Raw genomic sequence first — 16,107 nt, forward strand, 5'->3', positions numbered from 1 at the left:
CGCTGCCTGGCGTGCGCATCATCATTGGCGGTTCTGAATAATGGCAATACAGTGGTTTCCCGGACATATGACCTCGGCAAAGAAAAAAGCAGCCGAGACCATGGAGCATATCGATATCGTCATCGAGGTGCTGGATGCACGGGTGCCGGAAGCCAGCCATAACCCCATGATTGAAGAGCTGCGCCTGTTCCGGCAGCGGCCCAATCTCAAGATTCTGAACAAGGCTGACCTGGCCGACCCCGCCGTCACCCAGGCCTGGCTGAATTACTTCAACAAGCAGCCTGGCGTCAAAGCCGTGGCGCTCTCCTGTAAAAAACCGGGTGACGCCGGCAAGATTCCGGGACTATGCAAAGCCCTTGCGCCGCACCGCGGTACCAACCTCAAGCCCTTGCGCATGATGATCATGGGCATCCCCAACGTCGGCAAATCCACGCTGATGAATGCGCTGCTGAATCGCCGCATTGCCAAGGTCGGTGACGAGCCCGCCGTGACCAAAAGCCAGCAGCGCTTTGACCTGAACGACCAGATGAGCATCACCGACACCCCCGGCATGATGTGGCCCAAGATTCAGTATGAGTCGGATGGCTATATGCTGGCTGCCAGCCATGCCATCGGCCGTAATGCAGTGATTGATGAGGATGTCGCAGTGTTTTTGGCTGGATTGTTGCTGGAGCGCTACCCCGCCCTGCTCAACGCCCGCTACAAAATTGACGTCAGCGGCATGGATGCGGTGGATGTGCTGGAAGCCGTGGCAAAGCGCCGGGCTTACCGGCTTAAAGGCGGTGAATTTGACATGGAAAAAACCGCCATGGCCTTTCTGGTGGACTACCGCTCAGGCGCTCTCGGCCGTATCAGCCTGGAAACGCCAGACACGCGCCAGCAGATGATGCAGGCGGCAAGGCAAGCGCTAGAAGATGCTGCCACAGAAGCCGCAGAAGCCAAGGCCCGTCGTTTGCAACAAGACGGGCTCTCCGAAGAAGACAACAGCCAGGAACCCTGACCCCTGAAATTCAGGCAAAAGGTGAGTTTCGTACTCAGCCCTGCGCAAACACCAACCGGTTCTTGCCGTTTTTCTTGGCCTGATACATCGCGCGATCAGCCGCATCCAGTAATTCATCCGCCTCTTGACCATCCATGGGATAACAGCTGATACCAATGCTGACGCCCAGCAGCTGGTGCTGGCCATCAATCGTGAATGGCTGGTTGATGTAGCGAATAATGCGATTGCCCAGGCCACCGATTTCACTGACCGAGCGGTAGTTGTGCACCAGTACGACAAACTCATCGCCACCCAACCGCGCAATAAAATCAGACTCGCGCAGGGCATTTTTGAAGCGCTCGGTGGCAAATTTCAAAGCCAAGTCTCCACCATCATGCCCATGCTTGTCGTTGATTTCCTTGAAGCCATCAAGATCCAGGTAAAACAGCGAAAATGGCTGGCCACTGCGTTTGGAAAGAAAAATCTGACGCCGGAAATAGCTTTCAAAATAGCGGCGGTTGGGCAAGCCTGTCAGTGAATCATGATAGGCATCGTGGCTCATCTCTTCCGCAGTGGTTTGAGAGGTGGCAGCAATTTCAAACAGCTTGACCGTCTTGTAATAGGCCCCGGTAAACAGGCCAATCACAATCAGCAACAACAAGGCTGCACCGCCCATGGTCTGCTTGAGCGCGCGTCGGGACGCATCACTCAACTCGGCTTTACGTTGCTGCAACAGGACATCCACATCCTCAAGCTGGGCATCGATTCTTTCCATGATGTTGATGCCGATCTTGGACGAGTTGAGGTGAGGTGCATACGCTCCTTCATTGATTTCCGTCTGAATAGACGCTTCCGTCACCCGGAGCTTGATCTCGACCATTCGGCTGACCTCATCAAAGCGGCGCTGGATATCGGGAAGTCCGGCCATTTGCTGATTCAGTGTATTGGTGATGCGCTTGATATCCGCCTTACCCTTACGGTAATGCTCGAGAAAACGCCCGTTTTGCGTCAACAGGTAGCCCCGCTGCCCCGTCTCTACTTGCACAATCGCCTTGTGCAGTTTGATCGCCTCGATACGCAACACATCCGTCTGCTCGGCGAGCCGCGAAATATGCACCAGATGAATAGCGGCAAACAGCAAGGCGGCCAGCGCTGCACTAAGCAGCAGTGACGCCAGGATAAAGGGCCGGATAATCTGTTTTTTATAATCGAGCACGTTGAATAGGTCTGCCGTTAAGGGTTGCTCTGTTGTGTGTCACGGTCGACGACTCCGCGGGAAATGACATTCAGATCACAAGGTGGAATATGTGATGATCAGATGCTGCATTAATATCGGCTGCATCCCCTATAAACTTGATGCCGATGGACATCCTAAAGTGGCTGCCAGTCATGGATGCAGGCCGCCTGCCCCCGATACACCCCTGCCTCGTCATGCAGATTCCAAACGGTGGCACGGCTGATCATGAAACGTTGGCCATCACGGGCAATACGAATCCCGGCGTAATCATCAACAAACCCATCGCGCGCAACGCGCTGCAACAGGGCTGCACGTTCATCCCGCAACATGGGCTCGGCCGATAACCTTGAGGCCAGACGGACAAAGCTGTCCCAGTCATAACCAAACAAGGCCTGGGCCTGCAGATTGGCATAATTGAATACCGGATCTGCTGCCGTATCGTGCGACAGTACTGCCACCTCTGCACGATATAGTGATTCAGCCAATCGCATGTCATCCATCTGCAGTGCCGGCGCCGCATTCATCAGCGCTTTGCCCGTCAACTGCTGGTAACTGGCACACAGCAAGCGGCTCTGCGCAAGAATAAAGGGGGTAGCCGCAAAAGCAGACATCCGGTCAGGCTGCCTGAAAATTGAGTCCGGACAAACTGGAGTACGACACTCCCTGGTTACGCCCGGCTTTTTTGGCGGCATACAAGGCAGCATCGGCGGATGCCAGCAGACTGCGGAAATCGTATCCCGCGAGTCTGGCACAGGTAATACCCACACTTACCGTGAACCGCAGGGTAGCATCTCCCTGAGGAATGCTTAGCGCCTCTACCGCCTTCCTGATGCGTTCGGCACATTGTATGCCTTCTTTTTCAGTCGTTGCCGGCAATAGCAGGCAAAACTCTTCGCCACCATAGCGAGCAAGAATGTCCTCCTGCCGGGTCAGAGCCTTGATTTGCTGTGTGAGCTGGCGCAATACTTCGTCCCCTACCGGATGGCCCCAGCGATCATTGATATGCTTGAAGAGATCAATATCCAGCAGCAGCATGACCAGGCCACTATCGTTACGCCGTCCAAAACTGGAGAGGCGACGGGCGGCCTCCTCCAGTCCGCGCCGGTTCAGTATCCCCGTGAGCACATCGTAATGCGCGTACTGCTCAAGCTCGGCGGATTTGCGGTAACTCACCATCATGACCAGGCCAAAGGTCACAAACATCTGCAACATACTGCCGATCAGCAAGGTGAGCACATTGGGATACCAGCTCATGGGATGATCGAGGATGGCCCCTTCGGCAAAAAGGGCGGTAATGGCGCGATAGATCATCAAGAGCGCCATGCTGGAGAAAATGAACGCCGTGACCTGGCATGCCGTACGCTCGGCCGGAGCACGCTCAGGTTTGATTGAAAACTGGTTCAGCAGCCATGCCGAGCCAATATGCAAACAGGCGATGCCCATGGAATTGACAAACACGGTGAGCGGCTGATTGTTGAGAATAGCCAGCGTAAACACATTCAGCAACAAGAGGCCGCCGACCATCAGAAACGGAAAATAATAGCGGACTTTGTGTCCAACGTAGCGCCGTATCCCCAGCAGCCGCACGGATTGCCCGAACACCATCAGCGACAGGATCAGCGAAACCCAATGCTCAACATCGTCATAATGGAACACCACAAACAGCATGGAAAAACTGATGAAGAGATTTCCGGTGGCCCAATACTCCGGACCACGAATACCATGAAAACGCATGAATATAAGTAGTGCCGACATGCAGAATGTCAGCAAGGTAGCCATGACAACCATGGTCTTGAAATCCAAGCCTAACATTACGGATTCAGTGTCCTTTAATAATTTTTTTATATACATGACACTATGCCACAAGCAATGCTGGCTGGCATCAAAACCCGGTTAAAGCTAAACTTATGCATCTTTGGAAGTACGCGCGGCCTGTCATCAACGGCATCCTCATTCCTCCTGAACCGAATCCACCTGGTGCATGTTAAGCAAACTCAATTCCCCGCAACGTGAAGCGGTCAAATATCTGGACGGCCCTTTGCTGGTGCTCGCCGGTGCGGGCAGCGGCAAGACCCGCGTCATCACGCAGAAAATCGCCTATCTGATCGAGCAATGCGGCTATCAGCCACGCGAAATCGCGGCCATCACGTTTACCAACAAAGCGGCACGTGAGATGCAGGAACGGGTGGGGCATCTGCTGGAAGGCAAGTCGGCCAAGGGCCTGACCATTGCCACCTTCCACTCGCTGGGCTTGCAGATGCTGCGGCAGGAAGCTGCCCTGCTCGGCTACAAGCCGCAGTTTTCCATTCTGGACTCTTCCGACAGCTACAAGATACTGGCCGACGTGCTGGCCACCACCGACAAGCAGCTGCTGCGCCGCACGCAATCGCAGATTTCACAGTGGAAGAATGCCTTCATCAACCCGGACCAGGCCAAGGCCCAGGCCGACGAAGAACTGACGCACGCCGCCGCCAAGGTGTATCAGCTTTACCAGCAAACCCTCAAGGCCTACCAGGCGGTGGACTTTGATGACCTGATCAAGCTGCCGGTGGAGCTGTTTGAACAGCACCGCGAGGCGCTGGAAAAATGGCAGCGCAAGCTCAAGTACCTGCTGATTGATGAATACCAGGATACCAATGCCTGCCAGTACAAGCTGGTCAAGCTGCTGACAGGCGTCGAAGGCCGCTTTACCGCCGTGGGTGACGATGACCAGGCGATTTATGGCTGGCGTGGCGCCGATGTGGAAAACCTGCGACAGCTGACCGAAGATTTCTCGCGGCTCAAGGTGATCAAGCTGGAGCAGAACTACCGCTCCACCGTGCGCATCCTGCGGGCGGCCAACCAGGTGATCGCCAACAACCCCAAGCTGTTTGACAAGAAACTGTGGAGTGAGCTGGGCACGGGTGACCTCATTCAGGTTAGCGCTGCGCGCGATGAAGACCACGAGGCAGAGTCCGTGGTCATGAAGCTGATGGCGCACAAATTCGAGCACCGTACGCAGTTTTCCGATTACGCGATTCTGTATCGCGGCAATCATCAGGCGCGCATTTTCGAGCAGCAATTGCGCAACCACAAGGTGCCTTACACCGTCTCTGGCGGCCAGTCGTTCTTCGACAAGGCCGAGATCAAGGATCTGGTGGCCTATCTGCGGTTGATCGCCAATGAAGACGATGATCCGGCGTTTATCCGCGCCGCCACCACCCCGAAAAAAGGCATAGGCAACACCACGCTGGAACGCCTGGGTGAATATGCCCGCGACCATCACCTTTCGCTATTTGCCGCCGCATTTGAGGGCGACTTTCAACGCGAGCTGGGCGCCCGCCAGCTGGAAGATTTGCTGACCTTCTGCCAGTACATCAACCGCGTGCAGGAGCGTGCCACGCGCGATCCGGCAGGCGAGATGCTGAACGACATGCTGAATGCCATCCAGTACGAAGCCTTTCTTTACGACAGTGAGGAGCCACGCGCCGCCGAAAGCAAATGGAAAAACGTGCTGGACTTTACCGGCTGGCTCACCAAAAAAGGCAATGAGGACGAGAAAAACCTGCTGGAACTGACGCAGATGATTTCACTCATGAGCATGCTGGAAGGCCGCGAAAACGGCGAGCCGGACGCGGTCAAACTATCGACGCTGCATGCAGCCAAGGGCCTGGAATTCGGCCATGTGTTCCTGATCGGCTGTGAGGAAGGCATATTGCCGCACCGCGAGAGCATAGACACCGACCGCATTGAGGAAGAGCGCCGCCTGATGTATGTGGGGATTACCCGCGCGCAGAAGTCGCTGAATATTTCCTGGTGCCGCAAGCGCAAGCGCGCCGGCGAAACCGAGAGCTGCGAACCCAGCCGTTTCATTGCCGAGTTGCCGCACGATGACGTCAAGCATTTCGGCATGCCAGCCAGTGACCCGGCCGCTGCCAAGGAAAATGGCCGCGAACGCATGGCACAAATCCGTGCCATGCTGGCCCAGGCCAAGGAATAGCCAAGCCCCGGGCAGAAATTCAGGCCTGGCAAAGGCTTGAACAGGTTGGAGAAAGCCCGGCCATTGCGGAGTTCAGCGTCCACAGACGACTGCTCTCTTAATCATGATTTAACTTCAGGAAACCACCCCATGGGTCTTTGGATGCTGGCGCTGGCCGCCGGTGCATTTTGTATAGGCATGACCGAATTTCTGCCCATGGGGCTATTGCCGGATATCGCCCGCGATTTGCAGGTATCGATTCCGGCGGCCGGTAATCTGGTCACCGTGTATGCCATGGGCGTCGTCGTGGGCGGGCCGCTGGTGGTGGCGCTCACCATGCGCTGGCCGCGCAAGGCGACCTTGATCGGGCTGATGGGCATATTTACTCTGGGTAATGCGCTGTGTGCGCTGGCCCCGAACTATGAATTGCTGGCCTTCGCCCGGATTTTCAGCGCATTGAGTCATGGTTCATTTTTTGGCATAGGCGCCGTGGTGGCCATTTACCTGGCGCCACCGGGGCAAAGCTCGCGCGCACTGGCGCTGATGTTCAGCGGCCTGACGCTGGCCAATGTGCTCGGCGTGCCCTTGGGCACCCTGCTGGGCCAGCTCACCAGCTGGCGCCTGCCGTTCTGGACCGTGGCCGCCTGCGGCCTGGTTGCCATGGCCGCCGTGTGGCGCTTTATCCCCGACATCACCGCCATGCCGCGCGCGAACATCCGCGATGAAATGAAAGCCTTGCTGCACCCACAAACCCTGCTGGCGATGGCGATTACCGCAGTGGGCTTTGCCGGCGTCTTTACCATTTTCACCTACATCACCCCCATTCTCGAAGACCAGTCCGGCCTGAGTCCGCACGCCGTCAGCCTGGTGCTGGTGTTGCTGGGTATCGCCGCCACGCTCGGGCTCAATATCGGCGGCAAGATGGCGGACCGCTGGCTGCTGCCGACCATTGCCGGCTCGCTGCTGGGCATGGCGCTGCTCAGCCTGCTGTTTGCCTGGAGCATGCAATTTACCTTGCTATCCGTCGCTACGGCGTTTATCTGGGGCATGATTGCCTTTGCCGTCGGGCCGGGCTTGCAGACCAATGCCATGCGGCAAGCAGGCGAGGCGCCACTCATGGCTTCCACCGTCAACCAGAGTGCGTTTAACCTGGGCAATGCCGTCGGCGCATTTCTCGGTGGCGCCGTGATTCATTTCGGCCTGGGCCTGCAAGCGGTGCCTTTGGCCGCCGCCGTGGTCGCCATTGCCGGTTGCCTGCTTACGCTATTCAGCATGCGCCGCGGCTGATCCCGCCTAGCACTCCGCTCTAAGCACCGCCTGCGGGCGGTGACCGCAAACGCTCAGGCACTGGCGCCCTGCTGGTGCCTGAACGCTACGTTTTTACAGCATTTTTACACCCCTCTCCCGCTTCATTACGCCATCTTTACATCGGCCTCAGTAAGCTCACGCCATTCACTGGATCAGGCTGATGACTCCGATGGACATTCTCAACACCTTGCTGATTCTGCTGTACCTGCTGACCAGTTATCTGGTGGCCGCGTACTGCATCTACCTGGGAGCGAAACCATGAAATGGCTTTATGTACTGAGCGGCGTACTTGCCCTGCTGCTGCTTGCTTATCTGTTATACGCCTTATGCAAACCGGAGAAATTCTGATGAGTACGAACGCCTTGCTACAAGTGGCGATCTATCTGGCAGCGCTGTTGCTGCTGACCAAACCCATGGGCCTGTATCTGCACCGCGCCATGGAAGGCCGCCTGCCGGTACTGGGAAAACTGCTGGGCCCGCTGGAGCGGCTGCTGTATCGCGTCTCCGGGGTAAACCCGCAACAGGAGATGGGCTGGAAATCCTATACCTTCGCCCTGCTGCTGTTCAATGCGATTGGCGTGCTGGCAGTATTTTTGCTGCAACGCTGGCAAGGCAGCCTGCCGCTGAACCCGGCGGGCATGGGCGAGATCAGCCTGGACTCGGCCTTCAACACCGCCGTGAGTTTTGTCACCAATACCAACTGGCAAGGCTATGCCGGTGAAAGCACCATGAGTTATCTCACCCAGATGCTGGCGCTGGCGGTGCAAAACTTCCTCTCCGCCGCCACCGGCATTGCCGTGGTGATCGCGCTGATTCGCGGCTTTGCCCGTCACTCGGTCGCCACCATTGGTAACTTCTGGGTGGATATGACACGCAGCACGCTGTATGTCTTGCTGCCGTTGTCCGTCTTGCTCGCGGTGCTGCTGATGGGCCAGGGCGTGATCCAGAATTTCAACCCCTACCAGCAGGTAAATACCCTGGAAAGCGTCACCTACAGCCAGCCCGCGCTGGATGCCCAGGGCCAGCCCACGCTGGATGGCGATGGCAAGCCAGCGCAGGAAACCATCACCAGCCACACCCAGACGCTGGCCATGGGCCCGGTCGCCTCGCAGGAAGCGATCAAGATGCTGGGCACCAATGGTGGTGGCTTTTTCAATGCCAATTCGGCGCATCCGTTTGAGAACCCGACACCGTTCAGCAATTTCCTGGAAATGCTGGCGATTTTCCTGATACCAGCCGGGCTCTGCTACGCCTTTGGCCTGATGGTGGGCGACCGTCGCCAGGGCTGGGCAATCTGGACGGCGATGGCACTGCTCTTTGTAACCATGACCGCCGTCAGCCTGTGGGCTGAACAGGATGGCAATCCTGTACTGGCAAGCCTGGGCGTAGACCAGACCAGCAGCGCGCTGCAATCCGGCGGCAATATGGAAGGCAAGGAAACCCGCTTTGGCATCACCACCTCGGCCCTGTTTGCCACTATCACCACTGCCGCCTCCTGTGGTGCGGTCAATACCATGCATGATTCGCTGACCCCCCTGGGCGGCCTGGTACCGCTGTGGCTGATGCAGCTCGGCGAGGTGGTATTTGGCGGCGTGGGCTCCGGGCTCTACACCATGCTGATCTATGCCGTGATTGCGGTGTTTGTGGCCGGGCTGATGATAGGCCGCACACCGGAATACCTGGGCAAGAAGATTGAAATCTTTGAAATGAAAATGTCGGCCGTCATCCTGCTGGTCACGCCCATTCTGGTGCTGGCAGGCACTGCGATCACCGTGATGCTGTCGGCCGGACTCGCCGGCATTGCCAACCCCGGCGCGCATGGTTTCACCGAGATCCTTTATGCCTTGTCGTCCGCAGCCAATAACAATGGCAGCGCATTTGCCGGCCTGTCTGCCAATACCCCGTTTTACAACCTGTTGCTGGCAGTGGCGATGGCGGTGGGACGCTTCGGCATCATCATCCCCATCCTGGCGATTGCCGGGGCGCTGGCAGCTAAAAAACGCATCACCCCCGGCCTCGGCACCCTGCCTACACATGGCCCGCTGTTCATTGCCCTGCTGATTGGCACGGTGGTGCTGGTCGGTGCCCTGACCTATGTACCCGCGCTGGCGCTGGGGCCGGTCATCGAACATCTGCAAATGGTGGCTGGCCACTAATCGTGGTGCCTTCCTACCCTACTCAGGAGTCTTTCCGCATGCATTCCCCCAAAGGCCTTTCCATGTTCGATACGCAGCTGATACTGCCTGCCATCGCACTTTCCTTCAAAAAACTGGCGCCGCAGGTGCAATGGCGCAACCCGGTCATGTTCGTCGTTTACCTGGGCAGCATGCTCACCACGCTCATGTTCATCCAGGCGCTGGTGCTTGAATCGCATGGCAGCCATGGCGAAGCCCCGGCAGGCTTCATCCTGGCGATCAGCATCTGGCTGTGGTTTACCGTGCTGTTTGCCAACTTTTCCGAAGCCCTGGCAGAAGGCCGCAGCAAAGCCCAGGCAGCGGCTCTGCGCAGCGCCAAGCAGAATGTCCCCGCCAAAAAACTGGCCAGCGCCTCACGCCAGGCGGCCATCAGCATCACCGATAGTCAAAGCCTGCGCAAAGGCGACATTGTGCTGGTAGAAGCCGGGGACATGATCCCGGCCGATGGCGAGGTGCTGGAAGGCATTGCCTCGGTGAATGAAGCGGCCATCACGGGTGAATCGGCCCCGGTGATCCGCGAATCCGGCGGCGATTTCAGCGCTGTCACCGGTGGCACCCAGGTGTTGTCGGACTGGCTGGTGGTGCGCATCAGCGTCAATCCCGGCGAAGCTTTTCTGGATCGCATGATCGCCATGGTGGAAGGCGCCAAACGCCAGAAAACCCCCAATGAAATCGCGCTGACCATACTGCTGGTAGCGCTGACCATTGTCTTTCTGCTGGCAACCGTCACCCTGCTGCCTTTCTCCCTCTTTAGCGTGCATGCAGCCGGGGCAGGCGCCCCTGCCAGCATTACCGTGCTGGTCGCACTGGTGGTATGCCTGATTCCCACCACCATTGCCGGTTTGCTCTCGGCGATTGGCGTGGCGGGCATGAGCCGCATGATGCAGGCCAATGTCATTGCCACCTCGGGCCGCGCAGTGGAGGCCGCCGGTGATGTGGATGTGCTGCTGCTGGACAAGACCGGCACCATCACACTGGGCAACCGGCAGGCATCCATGTTTCTGCCTGCACCCGGCATCAGCGAGCAACAATTGGCCGATAGCGCGCAGCTGGCCTCGCTGGCCGACGAAACGCCAGAAGGCCGCAGCATCGTCGTGCTGGCGAAAAACCGTTTCGCCTTGCGCGAACGCGATCTGCAGGGCCTGCAAGCCGAGTTCGTGCCATTCTCGGCACAAACCCGCATGAGCGGCGTCAACCTGGGCGCAAGACAGATTCGTAAAGGCGCTGCCTCGGCGATTCGTAGCTGGGTGGAATCGCAGGGCGGAAAATTTGCCCATGAGGTCAACCAGATGGTGGACGATATCGCCCGCCGCGGCAGCACTCCGCTGGTGGTGGCCGACGACGGTCGCGTGATGGGGGTGGTTGAGCTGAAAGATGTGGTGAAAGGCGGCATCAAGGAACGCTTTGCCGAGCTGCGCAACATGGGCATCAAAACCGTGATGATCACCGGCGATAACCGCCTCACGGCCGCCGCCATTGCCGCCGAAGCGGGTGTGGATGACTTTCTGGCCGAAGCCACGCCGGAAGCCAAGCTCAAGCTGATACGCGAGCATCAATCGGCGGGCAAGCTGGTGGCCATGACTGGCGACGGCACCAATGATGCCCCCGCACTGGCGCAGGCCGATGTTGCGGTCGCCATGAACACCGGCACCCAGGCCGCCAAGGAAGCCGGCAATATGGTGGATCTGGACTCCAACCCGACCAAGCTGATTGAGATCGTGGAGATCGGCAAGCAGATGCTGATGACACGCGGCTCGCTTACCACCTTCAGCATTGCCAACGATATCGCCAAGTATTTCGCCATCATCCCGGCCGCATTTGCCAGCACTTATCCGCAGCTCAATACGCTGAATGTCATGCACCTCGCCAGCCCGGAGTCGGCCATTCTATCGGCGGTGATTTTCAATGCACTGGTCATCATGTTTCTGATTCCGCTGGCGCTGAAAGGCGTGCCCTATCGCGCCGCCAGTGCTGCCAGCCTGCTGCGTGGCAATCTGCTGATCTACGGCGTGGGCGGGGTGGTGGTGCCTTTTGTCGGCATCAAGCTTATCGACCTGTTGCTGCAAATGCTCTAGCCCCTAGCTCCATGCCAGGCATTACATTTTTTGAGGAAACATCATCATGAAACAGCATTTACGCCCTGCCCTGTTCCTGTTCGTCAGCCTGAGCCTGTTGACCGGACTCGTTTATCCGCTGCTGGTCAGCGCCATCGGCCAGACGGCCTTTGCCAAGCAGGCCGGGGGCTCATTGCTCACACGCGATGGCGAGATTGTCGGCTCGCGCCTGATCGGCCAGCACTTCAGCAGCCCGGGCTATTTCTGGAGCCGCCCCTCGGCCACTGCACCCTATCCCAATAATGCCGCTGCTTCATCCGGCTCCAACCTGGGGCCGCTCAACCCGGCGCTGAGCGATGCCGTCAAACAGCGCGTGGCCGCCTTGCAGACCGGCGCCGCATCGCCTTCTGCGGTGCCGGTAGACGTGGTAACCAATTCCGCCAGTGGGCTGGACCCGGATATCAGCCCGGCCGGCGCCTATTTTCAGGTGGCGCGCATCGCTCATGCCAGGCATCTGACGGCCGATCAGCTGAATGCGCTGGTGACGGCGCATATTGAAGGGCGCCAGTTCGGCGTGCTGGGCGAGCCGCGTGTCAATGTACTAGAACTCAATCTGGCGCTGGACGCCCTGCAACCACAGCAGCGGGGTCAATAAGATGGGAATGCGTGACATGAATATGCACATCCCCCCATGCCCGCGATGCCTTGCATGCTGCCCTGCGGACGTCACCACGAAATCGCCTATACTGCGCACATGAGCCATACGCGCCCTGATCCCGATGCGCTGCTGGAAAAACTGCAGCAGGAAGATGCCCGCCAACAACGCGGCAGGCTCAAGATTTTCTTCGGCAGCTGCGCCGGTGTAGGCAAGACCTTCGCCATGCTGACCGCCGCGCATGCCCGCATGCAGGAAGGCGAGGATGTGCTGGTCGGCGTGATCGAAACCCATGGCCGCCGCGACACCGAATCGCGTCTGCAAGGCTTGCCACAACTGCCTCTCAAAAGCCTGATCTACCGGGATAAAACTCTGCACGAGTTTGATCTGGATGCCGCGCTGGCACGCCGCCCCGGCCTGCTGCTGGTGGATGAGCTGGCGCATTCCAACGCCGAGGGCTCCCGCCACCGCAAACGCTGGCAGGATGTGGAAGAACTCTGCTCGGCGGGCATCGACGTTTACACCACGCTCAACGTGCAGCACCTGGAAAGCCTGAATGATGTAGTCGGCCAGATTACCGGCATCCGGGTATCAGAAACGGTGCCGGACAAGGTGTTTGACCTCGCCGATGAGGTGACGCTGGTCGACCTGCCGCCGGAAGAGCTGCTGCAGCGCCTGCAGGAAGGCAAGGTCTACATGTCGCAGCAGGCGGAGCGCGCGCGCCGCCATTTTTTCCGCAAGGGCAACCTGATCGCCTTGCGCGAGATGGCGTTGCGCCGCACCGCAGATCGCGTGGATGCGCAGATGCGCGAGTATCGTACTGACCAGAGCATTCAGCACGTCTGGCAAACCCATGAGCGCATACTGGTGGGCCTGGGCCCAGGCCCGGAGGCCGAGCAACTGGTGAGAACCGCCGCCCGCCTCGCCATCAGCATGAAAGCTGAATGGCTGGCCGCCTATGTGGAAACGCCCGCCCTGCAAAAGCTGGGGCACGCCGAGCGTCAGGCCATTCTTGACAACCTGCGGCTGGCGCAAACACTGGGCGCCACCACCACCGCCACCCTGAGCGGCGATGAGGTTAGCACTGTGCTGCTGGACTATGCCCGCAGCCGCAATGTCTCGCGCCTGGTGGTAGGCAAGCCGAGACGGCCTTTGCTGATGCGCCTCTTCGTCCCCAGCGTAACGGATCAACTGGCGAAGGAAGCCACCGATATTGACTTGCATGTGGTGGTGCGCCAGCCCAAGCCACGGCACAAGCCAGCACCACAGCACAGCCTGCAAATGGCGGCCAATGCCCATTTATCCGGCCTGAAAAAACGTGGCTACCTGTGGGCACTGGCCATCAGTGCGGCCACCTCGGTCATCGCGGGCATGCTGCTGCAATACTTCGAATTATCCAATGTCATCATGCTCTATCTGCTAGGCGTCATGCTGATTTCCATCCGTTACGGACGTGGCCCAGGCATTCTGGCGTCGATCCTCAGCGTATCGGCGTTTGATTTCTTTTTTGTGCCGCCCAAGCTGTCGTTTACCGTCTCCGATACGCAATACCTGCTGACCTTTGGCATCATGCTGTCAGTGGCGCTCGTCATCAGCAACCTTACCTCCAGCCTGCGTTATCAGGCTGTGATCGCCAATTACCGCGAACGCCGCAGCCTGGCCCTGTACGAAATCGGCAAGGAGCTGGCCTCCACCATGACCACGCAGCATATTGTTGAGGTCAGCGTGCACCATATCGCCAGCCTGTTCCAGAGCCGCGCTGCCATTTTGCTGCCGGATGCCGATGACAAGCTGCGGGCACCGGAAGCGGATGCCGGGCATGGGCATACCCTGGCCGATGTGGATCTCGGCATCGCGCAATGGACCTTTGATCATCAGGAACACGCTGGCCTGGGTACCAATACCCTGCCCTCCAGCCCGGTGCTGTATGTGCCCCTCAAGGCGCCCATGCGTACCCGCGGCGTGCTGGCCATTGTCCCGGAAAACCGGGCCGCCATCTTTTTGCCGGAACAACGCCAGCTGCTGGATACCTTTGCCGCGCAGATTGCCCTGGCGCTGGAGCGCAAACATTACGTTGAAGTGGCGCGCGATGCGCTGATTTCCATGGAGTCAGAGCGCTTGCGCAATTCGCTGCTGAGTGCGATTTCCCACGACCTGCGCACCCCGCTGACCTCGCTGCTCGGCATCGCCGACCAGCTGCGGCAAGCCCCGGGCATGCCCGCTGACCGGCATGCCCAGCTGGAAACCCTGTACGACCAGGCGTTTCGCATGCAGCAACTAGTGGTAAATCTGCTGGACATGGCACGCCTGCAGGCCGGCAGCGTGCAACTCAACAGCCAGTGGCAGGTATTGGAGGAAGTGCTGGGCAGTGCCCTGCGCGCCATGCAACCGGTCAGCCAGCAGCACCATATTGAAGTCACGCTGCCGCCCGACTTGCCTCTGCTGCAGTTTGATGCGGTACTACTGGAACGCGTGTTCTGCAACCTGCTGGATAACGCCTGCAAATACAGTCCGCCGAATACCACCATACGCATTTCTGCCCAGCAGCATCCAGGCGAGGTGTGGATCACCGTGGCCGATGAAGGCTGGGGCCTGCCTGCCGGGATGGAAACCCAGATATTCCAGAAATTCACCCGGGGCCAAGTCGAATCTTCGCAACCTGGTGTCGGTCTGGGGCTTTCCATCTGCAAGGCCATCATTCAGGCGCATGGCGGCGCGCTATGGGCAGAAGCGCAACAGCCGCATGGCACCCGGTTCATTTTTTCCTTACCATTGGGCGAACCACCCGCCCCCCCACTCGCCGAGGAAACTCCCGCATGAGCAGCACGGCCACCATCATCCTGATTGAAGATGAAGTCCAGATTCAGCGCTTTGTCCAGGCGGCGCTGGAAGATGCCGGGTTCACCGTACACAGCACGCCCAGCGGCAGGCAAGGGGTGATTGATACCGGTACACGCAAACCGGATGCCATCATTCTTGACCTCGGGCTGCCGGATATGGATGGCATTGACGTCATTCGCCAGATTCGCAGCTGGAGCAATGTGCCAATGATAGTGCTCTCGGCCCGCACGCAGGAGGCGCAGAAAGTCAGCGCACTGGATGCCGGCGCCGATGATTACCTGACCAAACCGTTTGGCACTGCCGAGTTGCTGGCACGCATACGCGCGCAGTTGCGACGACACTCCCAGACGGGCAATCCGACACAGGAGAGCGTTTTTACCATGGGGGATATTCGGGTGGACCTGGTGAATCGCCAGGTGCATCGCGGCGATGCGCTGGTCAGTCTCACGCCCATCGAATTCAGGTTATTGGCAGCGCTGATCCGCTATGCCGGGCGCGTGGTCACGCAACGCCAGCTCTTGAAGGAGGTCTGGGGCCCCAGCCATATCGAGAGCGGGCATTATGTGCGCATCTATATGGGTCACTTGCGGCACAAGCTGGAGGCTGACCCGGCCCAACCGCGCTACCTGCTGACGGAGACCGGTGTGGGCTATCGCCTGCTGGCAGACGGAGACTGAGGGCCATTCGGTCTGGCGCGGGCTAGCGGCTGGCAGATTGCGGCTGCGCCTCAATACTCACATTGGATTCACCTTGCTTCCATGGGCATTTGCGCCCAGACTCGCGCCTGCATTCCATCGCCAGAGCTCTCGCCTTGCAACACAGAGCGGTGAACTTGTCGGCGTTTATGCTTTCCATTTAAACATCAACCATTGAATAAGAA

12 protein-coding genes are annotated in these 16,107 nt (G+C 58.7%); 9 read left to right on the forward strand and 3 right to left on the reverse strand.

What is annotated here, in order from left to right; translation table 11 throughout:
* Positions 1 to 40: 40 nt before the first annotated feature.
* Positions 41 to 1,000: a ribosome biogenesis GTPase YlqF gene (gene ylqF / locus LG203_RS05410; RefSeq protein WP_230344832.1), complete on the forward strand. Its 960-nt coding sequence runs from the start codon at positions 41 to 43 to the stop codon at positions 998 to 1,000.
* A gap of 34 nt (positions 1,001 to 1,034) precedes the next feature.
* Here the strand turns inward: ylqF and LG203_RS05415 are convergent, their stop codons facing one another.
* From LG203_RS05415 to LG203_RS05425, 3 genes are all read right to left on the reverse strand, one after another.
* Positions 1,035 to 2,195, reverse strand: coding sequence for a diguanylate cyclase domain-containing protein (locus tag LG203_RS05415; RefSeq protein ID WP_230344833.1), 1,161 nt, complete (start codon positions 2,193 to 2,195; stop codon positions 1,035 to 1,037).
* A 155-nt stretch (positions 2,196 to 2,350) separates the two neighbouring features.
* Positions 2,351 to 2,827 carry an MEKHLA domain-containing protein gene (locus LG203_RS05420; protein WP_230344834.1) on the reverse strand — a complete coding sequence of 159 codons (477 nt, stop codon included), beginning with the start codon at positions 2,825 to 2,827 and terminating at the stop codon, positions 2,351 to 2,353.
* A gap of 4 nt (positions 2,828 to 2,831) precedes the next feature.
* Positions 2,832 to 4,028: a GGDEF domain-containing protein gene (locus LG203_RS05425; protein ID WP_230344835.1), complete on the reverse strand. Its 1,197-nt coding sequence runs from the start codon at positions 4,026 to 4,028 to the stop codon at positions 2,832 to 2,834.
* A gap of 169 nt (positions 4,029 to 4,197) precedes the next feature.
* Here LG203_RS05425 and LG203_RS05430 point away from each other — a divergent pair, with 169 nt between their 5' ends.
* From LG203_RS05430 to LG203_RS05465, 8 genes are all read left to right on the forward strand, one after another.
* Positions 4,198 to 6,195 (forward strand): UvrD-helicase domain-containing protein, encoded by a 1,998-nt coding sequence (locus LG203_RS05430; protein ID WP_013441904.1) that lies wholly within the window; start codon positions 4,198 to 4,200, stop codon positions 6,193 to 6,195.
* A gap of 129 nt (positions 6,196 to 6,324) precedes the next feature.
* Positions 6,325 to 7,461, forward strand: a complete 1,137-nt coding sequence (locus tag LG203_RS05435) for an MFS transporter (RefSeq protein ID WP_230344836.1) — start codon at positions 6,325 to 6,327, stop codon at positions 7,459 to 7,461.
* 279 nt (positions 7,462 to 7,740) lie between these two features.
* Positions 7,741 to 7,830 carry a K(+)-transporting ATPase subunit F gene (kdpF, locus tag LG203_RS05440; RefSeq protein ID WP_230344837.1) on the forward strand — a complete coding sequence of 30 codons (90 nt, stop codon included), beginning with the start codon at positions 7,741 to 7,743 and terminating at the stop codon, positions 7,828 to 7,830.
* Positions 7,830 to 9,638 carry a potassium-transporting ATPase subunit KdpA gene (kdpA, locus tag LG203_RS05445; protein WP_230344838.1) on the forward strand — a complete coding sequence of 603 codons (1,809 nt, stop codon included), beginning with the start codon at positions 7,830 to 7,832 and terminating at the stop codon, positions 9,636 to 9,638. Before kdpF ends, kdpA begins: the two co-directional genes overlap by 1 nt.
* Before the next feature lie 38 nt (positions 9,639 to 9,676).
* Entirely contained in the window at positions 9,677 to 11,752 is a 2,076-nt protein-coding gene (gene kdpB, locus LG203_RS05450) for a potassium-transporting ATPase subunit KdpB (RefSeq protein WP_230344839.1), read from the forward strand.
* A gap of 46 nt (positions 11,753 to 11,798) precedes the next feature.
* The gene (kdpC, locus tag LG203_RS05455) at positions 11,799 to 12,386 is read left to right on the forward strand and encodes a potassium-transporting ATPase subunit KdpC (protein WP_230344840.1); all 588 of its coding nucleotides are present in this window, start codon (positions 11,799 to 11,801) and stop codon (positions 12,384 to 12,386) included.
* 99 nt (positions 12,387 to 12,485) lie between these two features.
* The gene (locus LG203_RS05460) at positions 12,486 to 15,206 is read left to right on the forward strand and encodes a sensor histidine kinase (protein ID WP_230344841.1); all 2,721 of its coding nucleotides are present in this window, start codon (positions 12,486 to 12,488) and stop codon (positions 15,204 to 15,206) included.
* A complete protein-coding gene (locus LG203_RS05465) occupies positions 15,203 to 15,904 on the forward strand; it encodes a response regulator (RefSeq protein ID WP_230344842.1) in 702 nt (233 codons plus the stop codon). Before LG203_RS05460 ends, LG203_RS05465 begins: the two co-directional genes overlap by 4 nt.
* The last annotated feature ends 203 nt before the right edge of the window (positions 15,905 to 16,107 follow it).

Source organism: Methylovorus mays (genome assembly GCF_020531915.1).
Lineage (GTDB): Bacteria > Pseudomonadota > Gammaproteobacteria > Burkholderiales > Methylophilaceae > Methylovorus > Methylovorus mays.

What these genes read in the sequence shown, in the direction of transcription:
- ylqF (WP_230344832.1), top strand. Translation starts at nt 41, where the DNA reads ATGGCAATACAGTGGTTTCCCGGACATATGACCTCGGCAAAGAAAAAA.
- LG203_RS05420 (WP_230344834.1), bottom strand. Translation starts at nt 2,827, where the DNA reads ATGTCTGCTTTTGCGGCTACCCCCTTTATTCTTGCGCAGAGCCGCTTG.
- LG203_RS05425 (WP_230344835.1), bottom strand. Translation starts at nt 4,028, where the DNA reads ATGTTAGGCTTGGATTTCAAGACCATGGTTGTCATGGCTACCTTGCTG.
- LG203_RS05430 (WP_013441904.1), top strand. Translation starts at nt 4,198, where the DNA reads ATGTTAAGCAAACTCAATTCCCCGCAACGTGAAGCGGTCAAATATCTG.
- LG203_RS05435 (WP_230344836.1), top strand. Translation starts at nt 6,325, where the DNA reads ATGGGTCTTTGGATGCTGGCGCTGGCCGCCGGTGCATTTTGTATAGGC.
- kdpF (WP_230344837.1), top strand. Translation starts at nt 7,741, where the DNA reads ATGAAATGGCTTTATGTACTGAGCGGCGTACTTGCCCTGCTGCTGCTT.
- kdpA (WP_230344838.1), top strand. Translation starts at nt 7,830, where the DNA reads ATGAGTACGAACGCCTTGCTACAAGTGGCGATCTATCTGGCAGCGCTG.
- kdpB (WP_230344839.1), top strand. Translation starts at nt 9,677, where the DNA reads ATGCATTCCCCCAAAGGCCTTTCCATGTTCGATACGCAGCTGATACTG.
- kdpC (WP_230344840.1), top strand. Translation starts at nt 11,799, where the DNA reads ATGAAACAGCATTTACGCCCTGCCCTGTTCCTGTTCGTCAGCCTGAGC.
- LG203_RS05460 (WP_230344841.1), top strand. Translation starts at nt 12,486, where the DNA reads ATGAGCCATACGCGCCCTGATCCCGATGCGCTGCTGGAAAAACTGCAG.
- LG203_RS05465 (WP_230344842.1), top strand. Translation starts at nt 15,203, where the DNA reads ATGAGCAGCACGGCCACCATCATCCTGATTGAAGATGAAGTCCAGATT.